At 71.3% G+C, this 19,281-nt stretch carries 17 protein-coding genes; 10 read left to right on the top strand and 7 right to left on the bottom strand.

Annotated features, from left to right (window positions below):
* Window positions 1-63: 63 nt before the first annotated feature.
* From BFN33_RS06355 to BFN33_RS06335, 5 genes are all read right to left on the bottom strand, one after another.
* Complete coding sequence (locus tag BFN33_RS06355) at window positions 64-1,509, bottom strand: glyceraldehyde-3-phosphate dehydrogenase (RefSeq protein WP_069758797.1); 1,446 nt, start codon at window positions 1,507-1,509, stop codon at window positions 64-66.
* Window positions 1,510-1,585: 76 nt separating this feature from the next.
* Entirely contained in the window at window positions 1,586-2,815 is a 1,230-nt protein-coding gene (locus tag BFN33_RS06350; protein WP_069758796.1) for a DegT/DnrJ/EryC1/StrS family aminotransferase, read from the bottom strand.
* A 92-nt stretch (window positions 2,816-2,907) separates the two neighbouring features.
* A complete protein-coding gene (locus BFN33_RS06345; protein ID WP_069758795.1) occupies window positions 2,908-4,050 on the bottom strand; it encodes a GNAT family N-acetyltransferase in 1,143 nt (380 codons plus the stop codon).
* 160 nt (window positions 4,051-4,210) lie between these two features.
* Window positions 4,211-4,858 (bottom strand): response regulator transcription factor, encoded by a 648-nt coding sequence (locus BFN33_RS06340; RefSeq protein ID WP_069758794.1) that lies wholly within the window; start codon window positions 4,856-4,858, stop codon window positions 4,211-4,213.
* Window positions 4,855-6,069: a sensor histidine kinase gene (locus tag BFN33_RS06335; RefSeq protein WP_069758793.1), complete on the bottom strand. Its 1,215-nt coding sequence runs from the start codon at window positions 6,067-6,069 to the stop codon at window positions 4,855-4,857. Before BFN33_RS06335 ends, BFN33_RS06340 begins: the two co-directional genes overlap by 4 nt.
* A gap of 159 nt (window positions 6,070-6,228) precedes the next feature.
* Here BFN33_RS06335 and BFN33_RS06330 point away from each other — a divergent pair, with 159 nt between their 5' ends.
* From BFN33_RS06330 to BFN33_RS06290, 9 genes are all read left to right on the top strand, one after another.
* Window positions 6,229-7,014: a class I SAM-dependent methyltransferase gene (locus BFN33_RS06330; protein ID WP_069758792.1), complete on the top strand. Its 786-nt coding sequence runs from the start codon at window positions 6,229-6,231 to the stop codon at window positions 7,012-7,014.
* A 233-nt stretch (window positions 7,015-7,247) separates the two neighbouring features.
* On the top strand, window positions 7,248-7,865 hold the full coding sequence (locus BFN33_RS06325; RefSeq protein WP_069758791.1) for a TOPRIM nucleotidyl transferase/hydrolase domain-containing protein: 618 nt from the start codon (window positions 7,248-7,250) through the stop codon (window positions 7,863-7,865).
* A gap of 227 nt (window positions 7,866-8,092) precedes the next feature.
* The gene (locus tag BFN33_RS06320) at window positions 8,093-9,205 is read left to right on the top strand and encodes a Gfo/Idh/MocA family protein (protein WP_069758790.1); all 1,113 of its coding nucleotides are present in this window, start codon (window positions 8,093-8,095) and stop codon (window positions 9,203-9,205) included.
* Window positions 9,202-10,128 (top strand): PmoA family protein, encoded by a 927-nt coding sequence (locus tag BFN33_RS06315; RefSeq protein ID WP_069758789.1) that lies wholly within the window; start codon window positions 9,202-9,204, stop codon window positions 10,126-10,128. Before BFN33_RS06320 ends, BFN33_RS06315 begins: the two co-directional genes overlap by 4 nt.
* On the top strand, window positions 10,125-10,874 hold the full coding sequence (locus BFN33_RS06310) for a cupin (RefSeq protein ID WP_256122644.1): 750 nt from the start codon (window positions 10,125-10,127) through the stop codon (window positions 10,872-10,874). Before BFN33_RS06315 ends, BFN33_RS06310 begins: the two co-directional genes overlap by 4 nt.
* A 71-nt stretch (window positions 10,875-10,945) precedes the next feature.
* Complete coding sequence (locus BFN33_RS06305; RefSeq protein ID WP_069758788.1) at window positions 10,946-12,229, top strand: ABC transporter substrate-binding protein; 1,284 nt, start codon at window positions 10,946-10,948, stop codon at window positions 12,227-12,229.
* A complete protein-coding gene (locus BFN33_RS06300) occupies window positions 12,226-13,164 on the top strand; it encodes a carbohydrate ABC transporter permease (RefSeq protein WP_069758787.1) in 939 nt (312 codons plus the stop codon). The genes BFN33_RS06305 and BFN33_RS06300 overlap by 4 nt, the downstream gene beginning before the upstream one ends.
* Window positions 13,161-14,027: a carbohydrate ABC transporter permease gene (locus BFN33_RS06295; RefSeq protein ID WP_069758786.1), complete on the top strand. Its 867-nt coding sequence runs from the start codon at window positions 13,161-13,163 to the stop codon at window positions 14,025-14,027. The genes BFN33_RS06300 and BFN33_RS06295 overlap by 4 nt, the downstream gene beginning before the upstream one ends.
* Window positions 14,024-14,617, top strand: a complete 594-nt coding sequence (locus tag BFN33_RS06290; protein ID WP_069758785.1) for a hypothetical protein — start codon at window positions 14,024-14,026, stop codon at window positions 14,615-14,617. The genes BFN33_RS06295 and BFN33_RS06290 overlap by 4 nt, the downstream gene beginning before the upstream one ends.
* A gap of 218 nt (window positions 14,618-14,835) precedes the next feature.
* Here BFN33_RS06290 and BFN33_RS06285 read toward each other — a convergent pair whose 3' ends face one another.
* Window positions 14,836-17,076, bottom strand: a complete 2,241-nt coding sequence (locus BFN33_RS06285) for a cation-translocating P-type ATPase (protein ID WP_069758784.1) — start codon at window positions 17,074-17,076, stop codon at window positions 14,836-14,838.
* Between the two features lie 160 nt (window positions 17,077-17,236).
* Here BFN33_RS06285 and BFN33_RS06280 point away from each other — a divergent pair, with 160 nt between their 5' ends.
* Complete coding sequence (locus tag BFN33_RS06280; protein WP_069758783.1) at window positions 17,237-18,214, top strand: hypothetical protein; 978 nt, start codon at window positions 17,237-17,239, stop codon at window positions 18,212-18,214.
* A 157-nt stretch (window positions 18,215-18,371) separates the two neighbouring features.
* Here the strand turns inward: BFN33_RS06280 and BFN33_RS06275 are convergent, their stop codons facing one another.
* Window positions 18,372-19,250, bottom strand: coding sequence for a PhzF family phenazine biosynthesis isomerase (locus BFN33_RS06275; protein ID WP_069758782.1), 879 nt, complete (start codon window positions 19,248-19,250; stop codon window positions 18,372-18,374).
* Window positions 19,251-19,281 lie beyond the last annotated feature (31 nt).

Genomic DNA, 19,281 nt, shown 5'->3' with positions numbered 1-19,281 from the left:
ACCCCGTACCGGGAACGACGGCGCTGACCGAGCCGGTACCGGGGGCCTGTGGACGTGCCGGGATCAGACCGCCGGCGCCGGATACGTCGGGTACTCCACGCCGGTCACGTGCTGTACGACGCGGACCACCTGGCAGGAGTAGCCGAACTCGTTGTCGTACCAGAGGTAGAGGATCGCGTTGTCGCCGTCGACCTTGGTGGCGCCGGCGTCGACGATCGAGGAGTGGCGCGAGCCGATGAAGTCGCTGGAGACCGCGTCGGGGGCCGTGGTGAAGTCGATCTGGCGCTTGAGCGGGGAGGTCAGCGAGACGTCCCTCAGGTGGTCGAGGACCTCCTCGCGGGTGGTCTCACGGCCCAGGCGCAGGCTCAGGATCGCGATGGAGACGTCCGGTACCGGGACCCGGATCGAGCTGCCGGTGATCGGCGCCTTGAGGTCGGGCAGCGCCTTGGCGACGGCGGAAGCGGCGCCCGTCTCCGTGATGACCATGTTGAGCGGCGCCGAACGGCCCCGGCGGTCGGCCTTGTGGTAGTTGTCCAGCAGGTTCTGGTCGTTGGTGAACGAGTGGACCGTCTCCACGTGGCCGCGCAGCACGCCGTACTCGTCGGCCATCGCCTTCAGCGGCGGCACGATCGCGTTGGTGGTGCAGGACGCGCAGGAGAGGATCTGCTCGTCCGGCTTGATCGTGTCGTGGTTGACGCCGTGCACGATGTTGGGGACGTCGCCCTTGCCCGGCGCGGTCAGAACGACCTTGTCGATGCCGGGGCGCAGATGCTGGGAGAGGCCCTCGCGGTCGCGCCACTTGCCGGTGTTGTCGATGAGGATGGCGTTGTTGATGCCGTACGCCGTGTAGTCGACCTCGGAGGGGTCGTTCGCGTAGATCACCTTGATGGTGTTGCCGTTGGCGATGATCGCGCTCTCGGCCTCGTCGACGGTGATCGTGCCCTGGATCTGGCCGTGGATGGAGTCCCGGCGCAGCAGTGAGGCGCGCTTGATGATGTCCTGGTCGCCGCCCCCGCGGACCACGATCGCGCGCAGCCTGAGGCCGTTGCCGGAGCCCGCCTTCTCGATCAGCAGCCGGGCCACCAGGCGGCCGATGCGGCCGAAGCCGTAGAGGACGACGTCCCGCGGCTCACGGCGGTCGATCTTGTTGCCGCCCGTCGCGCCGGCCACGGCCTCGGCGGTGAACTCGGCCACCGACAGCCCTCGGTCGTCGGCCTGGTGGATCTCGGCGAGCCGGCCGATGTCGATCTGCGAGGGGCCGAGGTCCAGCGTCGTGAGCGCCTGGACGAAGGGCAGCGTGTCGGTGACGGAGAGCTCCTCACCGGCGATCTGCCGGGCGAACCGGTGGGTCTTGAGGATGCTGACCACCGACTTGTTCACCAGGGAACGGCTGTGCAGCAGAACCGTGACGTCCCGCTCCCTGTGCAGCCTCCCGATCATCGGGATCATCGATTCCGCGATCTCCTCGCGGTTCTTCCAGTCGGTGAACGAGTCGTCCTTGACAGTCACAGAATTCTCTTTCGAGCTAGGCGGCGCTCATATGCTAACCCCCTGATGTTTTGATCGATCGCCGGGGTGCCACAGCTCACTGCCCCAGCAAACGGGGCGGGGTGACGTCCGGAACCGGCCGCAGCAGTGAGGGGTGCGCGTCGGCCACCCGTTCCTTCGTGAAGGCGCGCACGATCCTGCGCGCCAGCAGCGGATCGGCCGGGAGCGTGTGCGCGGCGAACCAGCGGGCGGGCGCCGGATCGGGGGAGGGTTCGACGAACTCCGCACCCGCGTAGTCGTCCAGCGGCGGGTCGTAGATGTAGCCGCAGACCACGTCGTGCCGCACCAGCCGCTGGACGAGGGAATCGCGGTCGTGGACCAGGAGCGGCACCCGGAACAGGGGGAGGGGCCCCTCGTGCGCCGTCAGGTCGCGCAGCGCCGGCGAGGCCCACGGCGTGCCCGCAAGCAGGGCGACCCCGGCCCTGCGCCGGGCCAGGTCCTCGTCGAGCCGGGCCATCCGCAGCTTCAGCTGGCCGCGGACCAGCGAGCCGTGCCGGGAACGGTAGCCGTGCAGATCGACACGGACCCACCGCTCGTAGGCGGTCAGGCTCGGTGCCTCCCGCGCGGAGGCGGCGAGCCGTGGCGCGCGCAGGTCCATCCGGAACGCGTCGCGTTCCAGCAGCCCCAGACGCTCCATGGTCCGCCACACCGGGCGCACCAGATGGAGCGACCGGACGGCGGACCGGGCCAGCGGGCGCAGGGTCGTGGCCAGGTCCTCGCGCAGCCGGCCGGGGGTCAGGAGATCGTCCCGCAGCAGCTCCAGCTCCCGTCGCGTGCGCGCGTCCTCGACGGCGAGGAAACCGCCCGCCATCCCGGCCACGTGCTTGGACAGGCTGAACGCCGCCGCCCTGCCGAAGGTCCCGACCGGCCGTCCGGCCACATGGCTGCCGATCGCGTGCGCCGCGTCCTCGAACAGCGGGATCCCCAACTGCTCGCAGCGGCGCCGCAGTTCGAGAACCCGGTCGGGCACGCCGTACAGGTTGGTGGTCAGGACCGCGTCCACGTTGCGCCAGGTCGACTCCGGTACGGCGGCCGGGTCGATGTTGCCGTCCCACACGGACACGGGGGCCTGCACGGGGCGCAGCCCGGCCGCGAGGACCACGAACAGGATCACGTCGTCGTTCACCGGTGACATCAGCACCCTCGCGCCCGGCCGGCACCAGCGCCTGAGCGCCAGGTACAGGGCCAGCCGGGCCGAGGGCGTGTAGACGCACTCGCGTCCCAGTCGCCGGGTCATCGTCTCGGACAGCCGCGAGCCATAGGGCATCGGCACCCCTTGTGTCGATGGGCCACGGAAGGACCGTGGAGGAGAACACGCGTCGGCGCCACCTCCCTCGCGAACCGGAGGTGGCGGGCTCGTCAGCTCGCCGGCGGTCCCGCGCTGTCGGAGTCCGAGCGGTGCCCGGAGGTGCGCAGGGTGCCGACGGTCTTCAGGAGACGGTCGGCGGGCTCGCGCAGGGCCGGATGGGCGTTGACCGTGTTGCGCAGACCCCGCACGGGCCGGCGCCACAGACGGTGTGCCGTCGCGACCGGATGGCGACGGGTGGCGAATCCTTCCGCCACGCGCAGCTCACGGGTCTTGAGCCAGTCCTTCCACTCCTTGTCGCCGCGCCCCATGTCCATGAGCCGCGCCCCGCGCCGGCCCGCCGCCTCGGCCATCCGCAGATGCATGATCAGACCGGGGGAGTAGTAGCGCAGCTCGGGGTCGTACGCGGTGAACCAGGGGGCGAACACCGTGCGCGAGGTCGGCCCGAAGTGCGCGGCCACCGGCCGGTCACCGGCGTACACCACCGAAAGGAGCCCGGTGAAGTGCTCCTCGCGGACCTGGAAGAGGTCCTCCACCAGGCTGACGATCCACGGCCGCGCGAACCGGTCCATCCGGCCCGTCCGGCGGTACTGGGCGGACTTCCACTGCATGAGGGTGCGCAGCGCCCCCGGGTCGCGCTCGTCGAACACGAACCGCATCTCACCCAGGTCGCGCGTGAGCCGGCGTTCCTTCTTGAGGGTCGTCTTGGCGAGCCCCGGGTACGCGCCGCGCAGCCACTCCGGGTAACTGTCGCTGCCGACCTTGAGATCGATCACCGGGGAGGCGAACGTGCCGGTGACGTAGGGGGCGAAGGGCGTCTGCTCCTCGACGAGGTGGTCGAACTCGAACACCGAGAGCCGGCACGCCTTCAGCAGCGCCCGGGCGTCCCAGGTGACCCCGGGGCGGTGCACGAGGCCCTGGCAGTCGGAGAGTCCGAGTCCGATGGCACGGCCGACGCCGAAGGAACCCCGTTCGTACGGGAGGAAGCCCACGGCCTCTCCGCGCTGGTGCAGCACCGCCACCCGGGCGCCACCGCGGCGGTGTCTGCCGATCCCGGCCGCGAACTCCGGTGCCAGGAACGGGTTGGCGTACTCGGGCGACTCGTCCATCGCCCGGTGCCAGGCCTCGCGGAGCGAGGTGCCGAGCTCTTCGGGTCTGTGGATCGTTATGTCCGTGTCACTGCTCATGGATCGCATGGGCGACCGTTCCCCCCAATTCCCCCCACGACGCGGCGTCCGCGTCCCGCCGATCGAAATGTCGGCAAGGACCAAACGTCGCCAAACAGTACGCATGCTGTCAAGGGTGTCTGCCGTAACGGAAGAGTGCGGATCGGATACTCCTGGTTCCCGCGCCCGGTCAAGGCAGCAGCCGTCGTTCCTTGGCGACGGCCACCGCGCCCGCCCGGGTCTCGACGCCCAACTTGCCGTAGATCCGGCCAAGATGGGTCTTGACCGTCGCCTCGCTGATGAACAGGGCCCGGGCGATCTCCCGGTTTCCGAGGCCACGGGCGAGCTGCGCGAGGATCTCGTGCTCGCGGGCGGACAGGGCGGGGTGCGGGCTCCGCAGCCGGGTCAGCAGCCGGTCGGCCACCGGGGCGGACAGCGTGCTGCGGCCGGACGCGGCGTCGCGGATCGCCGTGAACAACTCCTCCGGCTGCTCGGCCTTGAGGAGATAACCGGTGGCGCCCGCCTCGATGGCCCGGGTGATGTCGGCGTCCGTGTCGAACATGGTGAGCACCAGCACGCGGGGACCCCCAGAGCCTCCCGCCGTCAACTGCCGGATGGCCGTCACCCCGTCCATGCCGTCGTCCAGTTGAAGATCCATCAGTACGACATCGGGGCCCAGGTGGGCCGCCATGGCGAGCGCCTCCTCACCGGTGGCCGCCTCCCCGACCACGTCGATGCCGTCCGCGCTGGCCAGCAGAGCCCGCAGTCCGGCCCGTACGACGGCATGGTCGTCGCAGAGCAGGAGCCGGACGGGGGACGAGGGCGGCGGTGTACTCACAGGGCGGCCTCCTCGACGACGAGCGGGACGGTGAGCGGGACGGCCACCGACACCACGGTGCCCTCTCCCGGCGTGGACTCCACGGTGAGCCCGCCACCGGCCTGGCGGGCCCGGATCCGCATGGCGGGAAGCCCGTGTCCACGCGTCGACGACCCGGACCCGGGGGCCTCGGCCCGCTCGAACCCCCGCCCGTTGTCCGCGACGTCCAGCGAGACCTGATCGTCCAGCCACGTCAACGTGAGCGCGGCCCGGGTCGCCGCCGCATGCTCCCGTACGTTGGCCAGCGCGCCCTGGGCGATCCGCACCAGCGCCGCCGCCACCCGCTCCGGCAGCGGACCCGGATCCCCCTCGAGCCGGAACTCCACGGTCAGCCCCGGACCGCTCTCACGCCGGGCGAGGGCACCGAGGGCCTCGGCGAGGGAACGCTCGGCGAGGTCCGCGGGAGCAAGGTCGTGCACGAAGCGGCGGGCCTCGGCGAGGCTGTGCGAGGTGATCTCCGCCGCCGCCCGGACATGGTCACGGGCCGCGTCCCGGTCCGAGCCCCACACCCGCTCCGCGGCCTGGAGCAGCATCCGCTGACTGGACAGCCCCTGCGCGAGGGTGTCGTGGATCTCCGCGGACAGCCGCTGGCGCTCCGCCAGGACACCGGCCCGCCGTTCGGTGGCCGCGAGTTCGTGCCGGGTGCGCACCAAGTCCTCGATCAGCAGGCGCTGCCGGGCCCCCTGCCGCTGCAGATGCACCAGTACGGCGGTGGCGACCGCGGCGACGGCCGGCGGGGCCACGACCATGTTCGGATTGAGCGGCCCGTCGGCCACCCGTATCTCCGAGACCACGACCAGCGCGGTGAGCACGGCCGCCACGGGCACCGCGATCCTCGGCGGCAACGCGTGCAGACCGGCGAACAACAGGGGCATCACACACCAGGTGGCGCTCGGCGCGAGGGCCAGCAGGACGACCCAGACGGCGGTGACCGAGCCCAGCCAGACCAGATGGCGCCGGGTGGGCGGCAGTCCCGGGCGGGGCGGCGGGGCCACCAGATGTCCGAGGACGTACAGCACACAGAAGAAGGCGAACAGCGCCACCACCCAGCCGGTGCGCGCTCCGCCCTGATCGCGGGTCAGGAAGCGGGCGAACGACGAGCCGAGCAGCAGGAAGAACGCGCCGTGCACGATCGCGCCCAGCCAGCGCTCGTCCGGATCGGAGTGGTTCATCCTCCGTGTCTAACGTGCCGGACGCAGGATCGCATCAACCGATCGGCTGACATGCCGGTCGCCCGAACCGCTCGGCAGCGGGAGCCCGTTGGCCGAGCCGGAGGCCCGGTCTCCGCGTCGAGGCTGGCAGCAGAGCGACGACCTGCGAAAGGCCTCACGATGCCCGCCAAGAACCTCACCGCCAACCGCGCCGCCCTCGGCCACCGCGTCGGCTACGCCCTGCGGCACCCCGACCGGGTGCCCCGCCATGTGGCCCGCGCCGCCCGCGACCTGTGGCTGCGCCGCCGGCACCCGGACCACATCTCCTACTACCGCGCGGTGATGCGCTCCGACACCCGGACCGACCCGGACGCGGCCGTCGGCAGCCGCAACCGGGAGCGCTGGCTGGCGCTCGGGGCGATGCAGTTCGACTACCTCCTCGGCCACGGGCTGCGCCCCGAGCACCGCATGCTGGAGATCGGCTGCGGCAACCTGCGCGGCGGCTGGCGGTTCATCCGCCACCTGGAGCCGGGGAATTACCACGGCATCGACATCTCGCCCGACATCCTCTTCGCCGCACAGGACACGATCGTCGACATGTCTCTTCAGAAGCGGCTGCCGAACCTCACCCCGGTGCGCGACCTGACGCTGCGGTTCCTGCCGGACGCCCACTTCGACGTCGTCCACGCGCACAGCGTCTTCTCGCACTCGCCGCTGCCGGTGATCGAGGAGTGTCTGGCCAACGTCGGCCGGGTGCTCGCCCCGGGCGGCTGGTTCGACTTCACCTTCGACCGCACCGAGGGCGAGGAGCACCACGTGCTCCGGGAGGACTTCTACTACCGCGTCGAGACGCTCGTCGGGCTGGCCGGGAAGCACGGTCTGTTGGCCCGGTTCATGGACGACTGGGAGGAACTCCCGCACGGCCAGTCCAAGATCCGGGTGACCCACGGGGAGGCGAGCAGGTGAGACGGGCGGAAACTGCCTGTCGGCGGGGGCGGTGAGGGCACAGATCCCTCATCCACGGTCCGGGTGATCCACGGCGACGCGAGCCGGTGAGGCCGGCGGAATTCGCCTGTCGGCGGGGCGGTGAGGGCGCAGACTCCTCTCATCCACGATCCGGGTGATCCACGGCGACGCGAGCCGGTGAGGCCGGCGGAAATTGCCTGTCGCCGGAGCCCGTGAGGGCACAGACTCCTCCCATGGCTGACATGGGGGAGTTCCGGGACGCGGTCACGGCGTGGGCGGCCGGTGGCCCCGGCGACCCGGCACGCGAACTGGCCGCACGGCTGTCCGTCCGGACCGTCGTCCTGCTGGAAGGGCCGAGCGACGCGGCGGCGGTCGACGCGCTGGCCGGGAGCCGGGACCGGGACCTGGCCGCCGAGGGGCTCTGCGTCCTGGCGATGGGCGGGGCGATGAGCGTCGGCCGCTTCGCGGGCCTGCTCGGCCCCTCGGGCCTGGGCCTGCGTCTGACGGGACTGTGCGACGAGAGGGAACGGCCTTTCTATGCCCGCGGCTGGGAGCGGGCCGGCGCGACACCGGACGGGTACTTCGTCTGCGCGGCGGACCTGGAGGACGAGCTCATCCGCGCGCTGGGTGTGGCACGGGTGAAGGAACTGGTGCGCGAGGAGGGCGATCTGCGGCCCCTGCAGACCTTCCTGTCCCAGCCCGCCCAGCAGGGCCGCACCGCTGAGCAGCAGCTGCGGCGCTTCCTCGGTACCAAGAAGGGACGCAAGATCCACTACGGCCGCGTCCTCGTCGAGGCGCTCGACCCCGACCGCGTACCCGCCCCGCTCGACGACCTGTTCGCGGCTCTCTGACCGGGGCTTTCGTGCACACCCGGAGCACCGGGAAGCGTGTGTGGAGGCGCACCCGCCGAATTACTTGAGTCAGGCAAGTGAACGAGCTGTGTGCGTGCCGTGTTCACCGATATCACCGCCCGGGGTCTTGTTAGGACAATCGCCGGGGATCTAGGGTCGACTCCGGGAGAGCAAGCGCTTTCCCCGCATGTCAGCGTCCCCTTGCCGGACGTCCGAGGAGGACCCGTATGCCCCGTCCAGCCCGCCGCCGCGTAGCCGTGGTCGGCACCGGCGCCATCGTCAGCGGCAGCCATCTGTCCGCGCTCAGGGCCCACGCCGAGCGCACGGAACTGGTCGCCGCCGTCGACGTGGACCAGGGCAGACTCGACGCCTTCCGGGAGCTCGCGGGCGGCGAGGTCGCCGGGTACACCTCCATGGCCGGGATGCTGGACGCCGTACGCCCCGACCTGGTCCTCATCGGCACCCCGCCGTCGCTGCACCGGGAGCAGACGGTGGCCGCCCTCAAGGCGGGCGCCTGGGTGCTGTGCGAGAAGCCGCTGACCCTGTCGCTCGCCGAGTACGACGAGATCGCGGCGGCCGAGGAGGCGTCCGGGGCCTACGCCTCCGTGGTCTTCCAGCACCGCTACGGCTCCGGCGCCGTCCACGCGCGCGAGCTGATCACGAGCGGCGAGCTGGGTGCCCCCCGCGTCGCGCACTGCCAGACCACCTGGTACCGGGACGCCGCCTACTACGCCGTACCGTGGCGCGGCACCTGGGCCAGTGAGGGCGGCGGCCCCACCATGGGCCACGGCATCCACCAGTACGACCTTCTCCTGCACCTGCTCGGCCCGTGGGCGGAGATCCGCGCGATGGCGGCCCGGCTGGTCCACGACACCGAGAGCGAGGACGTCTCCACGGCCCTCGTCCGGTTCGAGAACGGCGCCCTCGCCACCGTCGTCAACAGCGTGCTGTCACCCGACGAGGTGAGCCGCGTCCGCATCGACTGCGCCGACGCGACCGTCGAACTCACGCACCTGTACGGGCACCGCAACCAGGACTGGACCTACACCCCCGCCCCCCACGTGGCCGCCGACCGCGTCGACGCCTGGCGTACGCCCGCCGCCGACGTGCCCAGCTCGCACGCGGCCCAGCTCGGCGCGCTCCTCGACGCGTACGACAACGGTGTCAGGCCTCCCGGCAGCGGCGCCGACGCACGTGCCACCCTCGAGTTCGCCGCCGCGCTCTACAAGTCCGCGTTCACGGGCCGTCCCGTGCACGCCGGCGAGATCGCGCCGGGCGACCCCTTCTACCCGGCCATGCACGGCGACCACCCCCACTGGGCCCCCAAGGAGCGCGCATGAGCATCCGCGTCAGCCACGTCCACGGCGAGCACATCGCCGTCGAGGCGGCGAACGGCACGGAGATCCTCCGCTACGTCTACCGACCCGACCCCGAGGCCTTCGAGGCCCAGAAGCCCTACGCCCACCCGGTGCGCACCCTCGGCGGCCGCACGGTGACCGGCTACCGTCCCAACGACCACCGCTGGCACAAGGGCCTGCAGATGACCGCGAGTCATCTGTCGGGGCAGAACTTCTGGGGCGGCAACTGCTATGTGCACGGCCAGGGTTATCTGCCCCTGCCGGAGCGCGTCGGCTCGATGCGGCACGACGGCTTCACCGCGTTCACCGTCTCCGAGGCCCGGCTGGACGTCACCGAGGCGCTGACCTGGGTGGAGAACGGCGGCGAGGAGTGGGCCCGGGAAGAGCGGGGACTGGCCGTCCACTCGGTCGACGAGGCCGCCGGCTCCTGGGCGCTCGACTGGTCGATCCGGCTCACCAATCTGCGTGCCGAGCCCCTCGCCTTCGGTTCCCCCACCACCGCGGGCCGTGAGATGGCCGGTTACACCGGACTGCAGTGGCGCGGCCCCCGCGACTTCACCGGTGGCTCGGTCCTCGCCCCGGACACGGACGGCGACGCGGACAAGCTGATGGGCAGCCAGAGCCCCTGGCTCGCCTTCACCACCGAGCACGACGACGTGGACGCCCACTCCACGCTCGTCTTCGCGCACGCCCCCGAGAACCTCGACCCGCAGCACGCGATCCACGAGTCGCACTGGTTCGTGCGCTCCGAGCCCTTCCCGACGGTCGCGTTCTCCTGGGCGTTCTTCGAGGAGTTCGAGCTGCCGCCGGGGGAGTCCTTCGAATACCGCTACCGGCTGGTCGTGGCCGACGGCGCCTGGGACGAGGAACGCGTGTCCTCCTGTCTGGAAGGCCTGTCCTGGTGAAGCCCGGCCTTCCGCACCCGCTGCCGGGCGCCGTGGGCCTGTCCCACCTGAGCGCCTACGACTGGGAGGCCGCCGACGGCGTCTGCGGCGGCAGCCCGCATCTGCACCTGGTCTGCACGGAGGCCTACGTCGTCACCGGCGGCCGGGGCGCGGTGCAGACGCTCAGCCCCGACGGCTACCGGGAGATCCCCCTGGAGCCGGGCTCGATCGCCTGGTTCACCCCGGGCACCGTGCACCGTATGGTCCAGGGCGGCGATCTGCGCATCACCGTGCTGATGCAGAACAGCGGTCTGCCCGAGGCCGGGGACGCCGTCTTCACCTTCCCGCCGGAGGTGCTCGCCGACCCCTCGCGGTACGCCGAGGCCGCCCGGCTCCCATCCGGTACGGGACCGGAGACGGCCGCGGCCGCCCGCCGGCGCCGGGATCTCGCCGTCGAGGGCTACCTCGGCCTGCGCGAGGCACTGGTCGCGGGAGACAACGGCCCGTATCTGGAGTTCCAGCAAGCCGCCGCCCGCCTGGTAAGGGACAAGGTGCCCACCTGGCGCGAGCTGTGGCGGACCGGGGCCCTGGCCACCGCGGAGCGCACCGGCGCCCAGCTCGACGCGCTGGCGTCCGGCGAGCCGTCGTATCTGGGCGAGGCGACCGCCCACGAGGCCGCACCGACCCGGCTCGGCGGCTTCGGGATGTGCGGCCGACGCGACGAGTACAACCTGCCGGGGACGACGCTGCCCTACAGCGGCGAGTAACACCGCTTGTACTGGGGGGACTTCCGAGGGGGGCCGTAGAAAGTCCGAGGAAGGGATGAGGTGACCTCGGCATGCCCGGACACAGGACAAAGGGGTTCTGCGCTTCGGCCGTCGTACTCGCGCTCTGCGCGCTGGCGGCCGGCTGCGGGGGCTCCGGAGAATCGGTCGGCGGTGGCAAGGTCGTGCTCCGCTACACGTGGTGGGGCAACCCCGACCGCGCGGAGCGCACCGAACAGGCCGTCACCCTGTTCGAGAAACAGCACCCGAACATACAGGTGCAGACGTCGTTCTCGGGTTACGACGCCTACAAGCAGAAGCTCGCCGTCCAGGCCACGGGCGGCGACGCACCCGACGTGATGCAACTCGACTATCGCCAGATCGACCAGTACGCCTCCGGCGGGGTCCTGCTCGATCTGGCGAAGCAGAAGGACGTACTGCGCACCTCCGAGATCGACTCCGGGCTGCTCGCCACCGGACGCGTGGACGGCACCCAGTACGCGATCCCGCAGGGCCGGGGCACCGAGACCGTCGTCTACGACGTCAAGGCCTGGAAGGCCTCCGGGGTACCGCTCCCCGCGCAGGGATGGACCTGGGACGACTGGGCCCAGGCGGTGCGCGCGATCGAGGAGAGGACCGGTGAACCCGGCGCCACCGATCCCGGTCAGAGCGAGGACGCCTTCGAGGTGTGGCTGCGCGGACAGGGCAAGGCCCTCTACACCAAGGAGGGCGGACTGGGCTTCACCGCCGCCGACCTCACCAAGTGGTGGACCTTCACCGACCGGTTGAGGCGCGAGGGAGCCGTCTCCCCGGCCGAGCAGACCACCCAGCTCGACGGCTCCGTCGAGAACACCCCGCTGGGCCGCGGCAAGGCGGTCTCCGACACCAATTGGGACGCTCCGTCGAGCGGTTACCTCGCGATCATTCCGACGGGGATCGCGCTGGGGCCCATGCCGTCCGGCTCCGACGGCACGCCAGGGCAGTACTTCAAGCCGTCGATGTTCCTCGGTGTCTCCGCCCACACCGGCCACGCCGAGGCGGCCGCCCAGCTCGTCGACTTCCTCCTCAACGACCAGGACGCGGCGAAGATCCTCGGCGCCACCCGCGGCATCCCCGTCAACGAGACCATCCGCGAGGAGACCGCACCCCTCCTCAAGGACTTCGACAAGACCGTCGCCGACTACCAGGCCTCCCTGGAAGGGAAGCTGAAGGATCCGCCGCAGGCCCCGCCCTCCGGGGACAACGCTCTTCAGAGCACCTTCCAGCGTGACTACGACCAGGTGTCCTACGAGCGCATGACGCCCCGCGAGGCGGCCGAGAACTACGTCACCGAGGCGAAGGCGGAGCTGAGGTCATGACCACCACCGCGATCCCGACAGGGGAGAAGCGCGCCACCGCCCCCACCACCAAGCGCCGAACCAGGCGCGAACGTCAGGGCGCAGCCTGGGTGTTCCTCTCCCCGTGGGTCCTCGGCGCGTGCGTCCTCACCCTGCTGCCGATGGCCGTCTCGCTGTACCTGTCCTTCACCGACTACAACCTCTTCGACCCGCCCCACTGGGTGGGCCTGCGCAACTACACGCAGATGTTCACCGAGGACCCGCGCTACTGGCGTTCCGTCACGACGACCCTGATGTACGTCGTCATAGCCGTGCCGCTCCAACTGGCGCTCGCGCTGGTCGTCGCGCTCGCCCTGAAGTCCATGAAACGCGGCAAGGCCTTCTACCGGTCCGCGTTCTACGCCCCCTCGCTGCTCGGCGCGTCCATGTCCATCGCCCTCGTCTGGCGTGCCGTCTTCAACGACGGCGGCACCGTGGACAACCTGTTCGGCACCGGCGGCTGGGTCAACAAGCCCGGCTGGGCGCTGCTGGCCGTCGCGCTGCTGACGGTGTGGCAGTTCGGGGCGCCGATGGTCATCTTCCTGGCGGGTCTGCAACAGATACCCGCCGAGCTCTACGAAGCGGCGGCCGTCGACGGGGCCGGGACATGGCGGCAGTTCCTGTCCGTCACCGTGCCCATGCTGTCCCCGGTGCTCTTCTTCAACCTGGTCCTCCAGACCATCCAGGCCTTCCAGGTCTTCACGCCCGCCTTCGCGGTGAGCGCGGGCAAGGGCGGCCCCGCCGACTCCACGCTCGTCTACACGATGTACCTCTACGACCGCGGCTTCGTCGCCTCCCACATGGGCTACGCCTCCGCCATGGCCTGGGTGCTGCTGCTCGTCATCGGCGTCGTCACGGCGGTGCTGTTCCGCACCTCGCGTTCCTGGGTCTTCTACGCGTCCGAGGGGGACCGATGACCTCCGTATCAACTGCCGCCGCCCGCAAGCCCGTTCGCTGGGGGCGGGTCGCCCTGCACCTCGGCTGTCTGGCTGCCCTGCTTGTGATGCTCTACCCGCTGGCCTGGCTGCTCGCCACCTCGCTCAAGCCCGCCGACGAGGTGATCGCCAGCCTCGACCTGCTGCCCAGCCACCTGGAGTGGTCGAACTACGAGACCGCCTTCGAGGGCGTCAACGACGTCTCCGTCTGGCGGCTGCTGTCCAACTCGCTGTTGATCGCGGGAGGCGCGGTCCTCGGCAACGTGATCAGCTGCTCGCTCGCCGCCTACGCCTTCGCCCGGCTGCGCTTCCGTTTCCGTGGCCCGATGTTCGCCTTCATGATCGCCACGATCATGCTGCCGCACCACGCGATCCTGATCCCGCAGTACATCATCTTCAACAAGCTCGGCATGGTGAACACCTACTGGCCGCTGATCCTGCCCAAGTTCCTGGCCACGGAGGCGTTCTTCGTCTTCCTCATCGTGCAGTTCATGCGCGGTCTGCCGCGTGAGCTGGAGGAGGCCGCCCGCATCGACGGCTGCGGTCCCTTCCGCAGCTTCTTCCAGATCGTGCTGCCGCTGACCAGGCCCGCGCTGATCACCACGGCGATCTTCACCTTCATCTGGACCTGGAACGACTTCTTCACCCAGCTCATCTACCTCTTCGACCCGGACAAGTTCACGCTCACGCTCGCCCTCAGGTCATTCGTGGACGCCTCCAGCCAGTCGGCGTTCGGCCCCATGTTCGCGATGTCGGTGATCGCGCTGCTGCCGATCGTGCTGTTCTTCCTCGCCTTCCAGCGGTTCCTGGTGGAGGGCATGGCGAGCTCGGGACTCAAGGGATGAGCGGGATGCGTACTCGTGAACCGGGCGAGGTCTTCGGGCCCAGGATGACCCTGTTCGCCGACATGCTGAGCGTCGGCCTGGCAACGGCCCTGGTCTGCCTGCCCGTGGTGACGGCCCCGGCCGCGCTGTCCACGGCGTGCGCGGTCCTGCGCGGTGCGGGGGAGGGGCAACCGGCCACCGCGGGACGTTACTTCGCGGCGCTACGGCGTCGGCTGCGGGCCGGTGACCTGGCGGCGGGTGCCGTCGCCCTGGTCGGCGCGCTGCTGTTCCTGGCCGACCTGGCGCTCGCCGGGGCCGGGCTGCCCGGGGCGCCGCTGTTCGCGGTGATGGCCGCCGGCATTGGTGCGGTCGCCCTGGTGGTGGGTCTGCGGGCCTGCGCCCGCCCCGAGTCGCTCACCGACTGGCCGGCCGCCGTGCGGGAGGCCGCCCGGGACGCCGTACGGGATCTCGGCGGCAGCGCCCTGGTGCTGCTCGCCGTGGCCACGGCGGCCCTTTGTGCCTGGATGCTGGTGCCGCTGGCCTTCCTGGTGCCCGGACCGCTGGCGCTCGCGCTCACCGCGGTACAGGTCCGGCTCGCGGCCGGGCGGTGAAGGCGTTCGGTTGAGGGGCGGCTGGGCGGGAGCTCGTGGTTTCGGAGTGCCTGTTCGTCCGGTCGGCCGGGTGAGGCGGCTCGGAAGGACGGCGGCCGCAGGGAGGTGCGGTGTGCCTGGACCGTTCGGCGCTCGCGCTCACTGCTGTACATGTTCGGCTCGCGGCCTGGCGGGCAGGGGCTCCTGGTCTCGGAGTCCCTGCCCGCCGGCCGATCGGGTCAGGCGGCTCGGAACGACCGCAGCCGCAGCGAGTTGCCGACCACGAACACCGACGAGAACGCCATCGCCGCCCCCGCGAGCATCGGGTTGAGCAGTCCGGCCGCCGCCAGCGGCAGCGCGGCCACGTTGTAGGCGAAGGCCCAGAAGAGGTTGGACCGGATCGTCCCCAGGGTGCGGCGGGCGAGGCGGATGGCGTCCGCAGCCGCCCGCAGGTCGCCCCGGACGAGGGTCAGATCGCCCGCCTCGATCGCGGCGTCCGTGCCGGTGCCCATCGCCAGGCCCAGGTCGGCCTGCGCCAGCGCGGCCGCGTCGTTGACACCGTCACCGACCATCGCGACCGAACGGCCCTCCGCCTGAAGCCGCTTGACGACGTCGACCTTGTCCTGCGGCAGCACCTCGGCGATCACCTGCTCCGAGTCGATGCCGACCTCTCGGGCCACGGATTCGGCCACGGCCCGGTTGTCACCGGTCAGCAGGACCGGCGTGAGGCCGAGCGCGCGCAGGCGGACGATCGCCTCACGGCTGGTGTCCTTGACCGCGTCGGCGACCTCGAGCACGGCCCGCGCCTCGCCGTCCCAGGCGACCGCGATCGCCGTACGGCCGAGGGCTTCCGCCTCCGACTTGACCCGTCGCAGCTCCTCGGGCAGCTCCAAGGACCAGTCGGCGAGCAGGCGCTCGCGGCCGACGAGCACGGCGTGACCGTCGACGATGCCCTGCACACCGAGCCCCGGCACGTTCGCGAAGTCCTCCGGAGTGGGCAGAGAACCCAGCTTCTCCATCGCCCCGTCGGCGACCGCGCGGGCGACCGGGTGCTCCGACGCGTGCTCCAAAGCACCCGCGAGCCGCAGGACTTCGGCCTCGTCGGTACCGTCCGCCGGGTGCACGGCCAGCAGGGTCATCCGGCCCGTGGTGACGGTGCCGGTCTTGTCCAGGACCACGGTGTCCACCTTGCGGGTGGACTCCAGGACCTCGGGGCCCTTGATGAGGATGCCGAGTTGGGCGCCGCGCCCGGTCCCGACCAGCAGAGCGGTCGGCGTGGCGAGTCCGAGGGCGCACGGGCAGGCGATGATCAGTACGGCGACGGCGGCGGTGAACGCGGCGGCCGCATCGGCGCCGTTGCCGAGCCAGAAGCCCAGGGTGCCGAGGGCGAGCGCGATGACGACCGGCACGAACACCGCGGAGATCCGGTCCGCGAGCCGTTGAGCGGCCGCCTTGCCGTTCTGGGCGTCCTCGACCAGCTTGGCCATCCTGGCCAGTTGGGTGTCGGAGCCGACCCGGGTCGCCTCGACGACGAGGCGTCCGCCCGCGTTGAGGGTGGCGCCGGTGACGGAGTCTCCGGGGGCGACCTCCACCGGCACGGACTCACCCGTGAGCATCGAGGCGTCCACGGCGGAGGAGCCCTCGACGACGGTCCCGTCGGTCGCGATCTTCTCGCCGGGACGGACGAGGAAGCGGTCGCCGACCTTCGACTCCGTGATCGGGACGGTCTGTTCGTGCCCGCCCGAGTGCAGCACGGTGACGTCCTTCGCGCCCAGTTCCAGCAGCGCCTTCAGGGCCGCGCCCGCCTTGCGCTTGGAGCGGGCCTCGAAGTACCGCCCGGCCAGGATGAACGCGGTGACCCCGGCCGCGGCCTCCAGGTACAGGTTCCCGGTGCCGTCACCACGGGCGATCGTCAGCTCGAAGGGATGCTTCATACCCGGCATGCCCGCGGTCCCGAGGAACAGCGCCCACAGCGACCAGCCGAAGGCGGCCGTCGTGCCGACCGAGATCAGCGTGTCCATGGTGGCCGCGCCGTGCCGCGCATTGGTGAACGCCGCCTTGTGGAAGGGCCATCCGGCATACGTCACCACGGGCGCCGCCAATGTCAGGGACAGCCACTGCCAGTACTCGAACTGCAGCGCCGGGATCATCGCCATCGCGACGACGGGCACCGCCAGCAGCACGGCGGTCACCAACCGCTCGCGCAGGGAACGCAGTTCGTCGGGCTCTTCCTCGTCGGGTGCGGACGGCTCGGGTGGTTCCGGTTCCCGGGCCGTGTATCCGGTCTTCTCGACGGTCGCTATCAGGTCCTGGACCGAGACGCCGGCGTTGTGGGCGACCTTGGCCTTCTCGGTGGCGTAGTTGACGGTGGCGGTGACCCCGTCCATCCGGTTCAGCTTCTTCTCGATGCGCGCCGCGCACGAGGCGCAGGTCATGCCGCCGATGGCCAGCTCGGTCTCGGCTGCTGCGGTGGTGGTCATGGCTGCTCCTTGTAGATACGGGGTGGGGGTATGGAAGGTCGCGAGTCCTGTATACCCCCGGTGGGTATCTGAAGCAAGTTAATCGAGCGGTTGACTTGATACCCCCCAGGGGTATGGTGAAGTGCATCGAGAGCTGCACACCGACCCGGAGGAGCCGGCCATGCACGCTGGACTGAAGATCACCGCATTCGCCGCCGCACTGGCCGCGACGTTCGGCACCGCCTACGGCGTGGGCCAGGGCGTCGGCCCCGTGACCGAGGACGAGACACCCGCCCGCCATGACGCACACACGGAAGGCGGCGAGTCAGGACACTCGGGCCATGAGTCGCCCCCGCCCGGCGGCCTTCAGATCTCCGAGAACGGCTACACCCTCGACCTGCGGACCCCCCGCCTCGCGGCCGGACGCACCGCCGACCTCCGCTTCGCCATCCGGGGCGAAGACGGCCGTGCGGTCACAGCCTTCCGCCGGGAGCACGACAAGGAACTCCACCTCATCGTCGCCTCACGCGACCTGAACACCTACCGCCATCTGCACCCCACCCGGGCCGCCGACGGAACCTGGAGAATCCCCGTGTCGCTGCCCCGCGCGGGCGGCTACCGGGTCTTCGCCGACTTCACCCCCGAGAAGAAGGGCGCCGAGAACCTCACCCTCGGCGCGGATCTGGCCGTGTCGGGCACCTACGCGCCGCGGAACCTGCCGGCGCCGGACACCACGGCCACGACCGAGGGCTACGAGGTGAAGCTGGGCGGAGCCCTGCGCCCCGGTGCCGCCCGTGAGCTGAAGCTGACGGTCTCCCGTAACGGCAGGCCCGTCACCGATCTCCAGCCCTATCTCGGCGCGTACGGCCACCTGGTCGCCCTGCGCTCCGGCGACCTCGCCTACCTCCACGTCCACCCGGGCGGCGAACCCGGTGACGGCTCGACCGAGCCCGGCCCGGACATCTCCTTCACGGCCACGGCGCCCAGCAGCGGCACCTACCGGCTCTTCCTCGACTTCAAGCACGAGGGCAAGGTGCACACCGCCGCGTTCACGGTCCGGGCGGGCACGGCGGCGACGGAGGAAGAGGCTTCCGGACCGGCTCCCGGAGAGGTCTCAGAAGAGGCTTCCCATGAGTCTGCGGGCGAGCACGGCCACTGACCGCTCGGGGCGGACACAGATCCGGCGCAGCCGGGTGCGGTCTCGCCGGGGGCCTCACGGTCGAGGCGCAGAGCGCCGCCGTACGGATCACCACTGGGGCGGGCCCACCGTCGCCGGCCGCGGAGGCGAGCGCTCAGGTGCGAGCCCGCCCCGCGGCTCACTGGCCGATGAGAGCCCCCGCGCCCGCGACCCGGACACGGGGGTCGCCCGCGCGCAGGGTCACCGTGAGTTCGCCGGGACGGCCCAGGTCCTCGCCCTGGTGCAGGGTGAGGACGGCGTCCTCCGGGATCAGGCCGAGGTCACGGGCGTAGGCGCCGAACGCGGCGGCCGCGGCGCCCGTCGCGGGGTCCTCGACCACGCCGCCGACCGGGAACGGGTCACGGGCATGGAACACGGTGGCCGACTCCCGCCACACCAATTGGACGGTGGTCAGGTCCAGCCGGTGCATCAGGGTTTCGAGGCGCGGGAAGTCGTACGCCAGATCCGCGAGGCGTGCGCGCGTCGCCGCCGCGAGGACGAGATGGCGGGCGCCGGCGAACGCGATCCGGGGCGGAAACGCCGGGTCGAGATCGCCGGCCGGCCAGTCGAGCGCGGCGAGCGCCTCCGCGAGGTCGGCCTCGGCGACATCCTCGACGTGCGGCTCGACACTGGTGAGCGTGGCCCTGACCGTCCCGTCCTCCTCGCCCACCGACACGGGCACGGTGCCGGCCCGGGTGGCGAACACCAGCTCCCCGGGGCCGATCCGCTCGGCCAGCGCGACGGCGGTCGCGACGGTGGCGTGTCCGCAGAACGACACCTCGGCCTTGGGGCTGAAGTAACGGATGGTGAACGTCCGTCCCTCAGGGCCGTCCAGTCCCTCGGGGGGCGGGGTCAGGAACGCCGACTCCGAGTAACCGAGCTCGGCGGCGATGGCCAGCATGTCGTCGTCGTCCAGGGCGCCGGCGTCCAGGACGACACCGGCGGGGTTGCCGCCCTCGGGAGTGCTGGAGAAGGCGGTGTATCGCAGGACCTCGGGCCGCGGCGCGTTCGTCGTCATGCCGGCTGCAACGTGGGACCGGCCGACGGCT

Source organism: Streptomyces sp. LUP47B, from assembly GCF_001746295.1.
Taxonomy (GTDB): Bacteria; Actinomycetota; Actinomycetes; order Streptomycetales; family Streptomycetaceae; genus Streptomyces.
This window is presented reverse-complemented; position numbering and strand designations above follow the sequence as displayed.

Bases quoted from the DNA above. Each gene is read 5' to 3' on its own strand.
- BFN33_RS06300 (WP_069758787.1), top strand. From the start codon at position 12,226: ATGACCACCACCGCGATCCCGACAGGGGAGAAGCGCGCCACCGCCCCC.
- BFN33_RS06280 (WP_069758783.1), top strand. From the start codon at position 17,237: ATGCACGCTGGACTGAAGATCACCGCATTCGCCGCCGCACTGGCCGCG.
- BFN33_RS06320 (WP_069758790.1), top strand. From the start codon at position 8,093: ATGCCCCGTCCAGCCCGCCGCCGCGTAGCCGTGGTCGGCACCGGCGCC.
- BFN33_RS06330 (WP_069758792.1), top strand. From the start codon at position 6,229: ATGCCCGCCAAGAACCTCACCGCCAACCGCGCCGCCCTCGGCCACCGC.
- BFN33_RS06335 (WP_069758793.1), bottom strand. From the start codon at position 6,069: ATGAACCACTCCGATCCGGACGAGCGCTGGCTGGGCGCGATCGTGCAC.
- BFN33_RS06305 (WP_069758788.1), top strand. From the start codon at position 10,946: ATGCCCGGACACAGGACAAAGGGGTTCTGCGCTTCGGCCGTCGTACTC.
- BFN33_RS06295 (WP_069758786.1), top strand. From the start codon at position 13,161: ATGACCTCCGTATCAACTGCCGCCGCCCGCAAGCCCGTTCGCTGGGGG.
- BFN33_RS06325 (WP_069758791.1), top strand. From the start codon at position 7,248: ATGGCTGACATGGGGGAGTTCCGGGACGCGGTCACGGCGTGGGCGGCC.
- BFN33_RS06285 (WP_069758784.1), bottom strand. From the start codon at position 17,076: ATGACCACCACCGCAGCAGCCGAGACCGAGCTGGCCATCGGCGGCATG.
- BFN33_RS06275 (WP_069758782.1), bottom strand. From the start codon at position 19,250: ATGACGACGAACGCGCCGCGGCCCGAGGTCCTGCGATACACCGCCTTC.
- BFN33_RS06290 (WP_069758785.1), top strand. From the start codon at position 14,024: ATGAGCGGGATGCGTACTCGTGAACCGGGCGAGGTCTTCGGGCCCAGG.
- BFN33_RS06345 (WP_069758795.1), bottom strand. From the start codon at position 4,050: ATGCGATCCATGAGCAGTGACACGGACATAACGATCCACAGACCCGAA.
- BFN33_RS06350 (WP_069758796.1), bottom strand. From the start codon at position 2,815: ATGCCCTATGGCTCGCGGCTGTCCGAGACGATGACCCGGCGACTGGGA.
- BFN33_RS06315 (WP_069758789.1), top strand. From the start codon at position 9,202: ATGAGCATCCGCGTCAGCCACGTCCACGGCGAGCACATCGCCGTCGAG.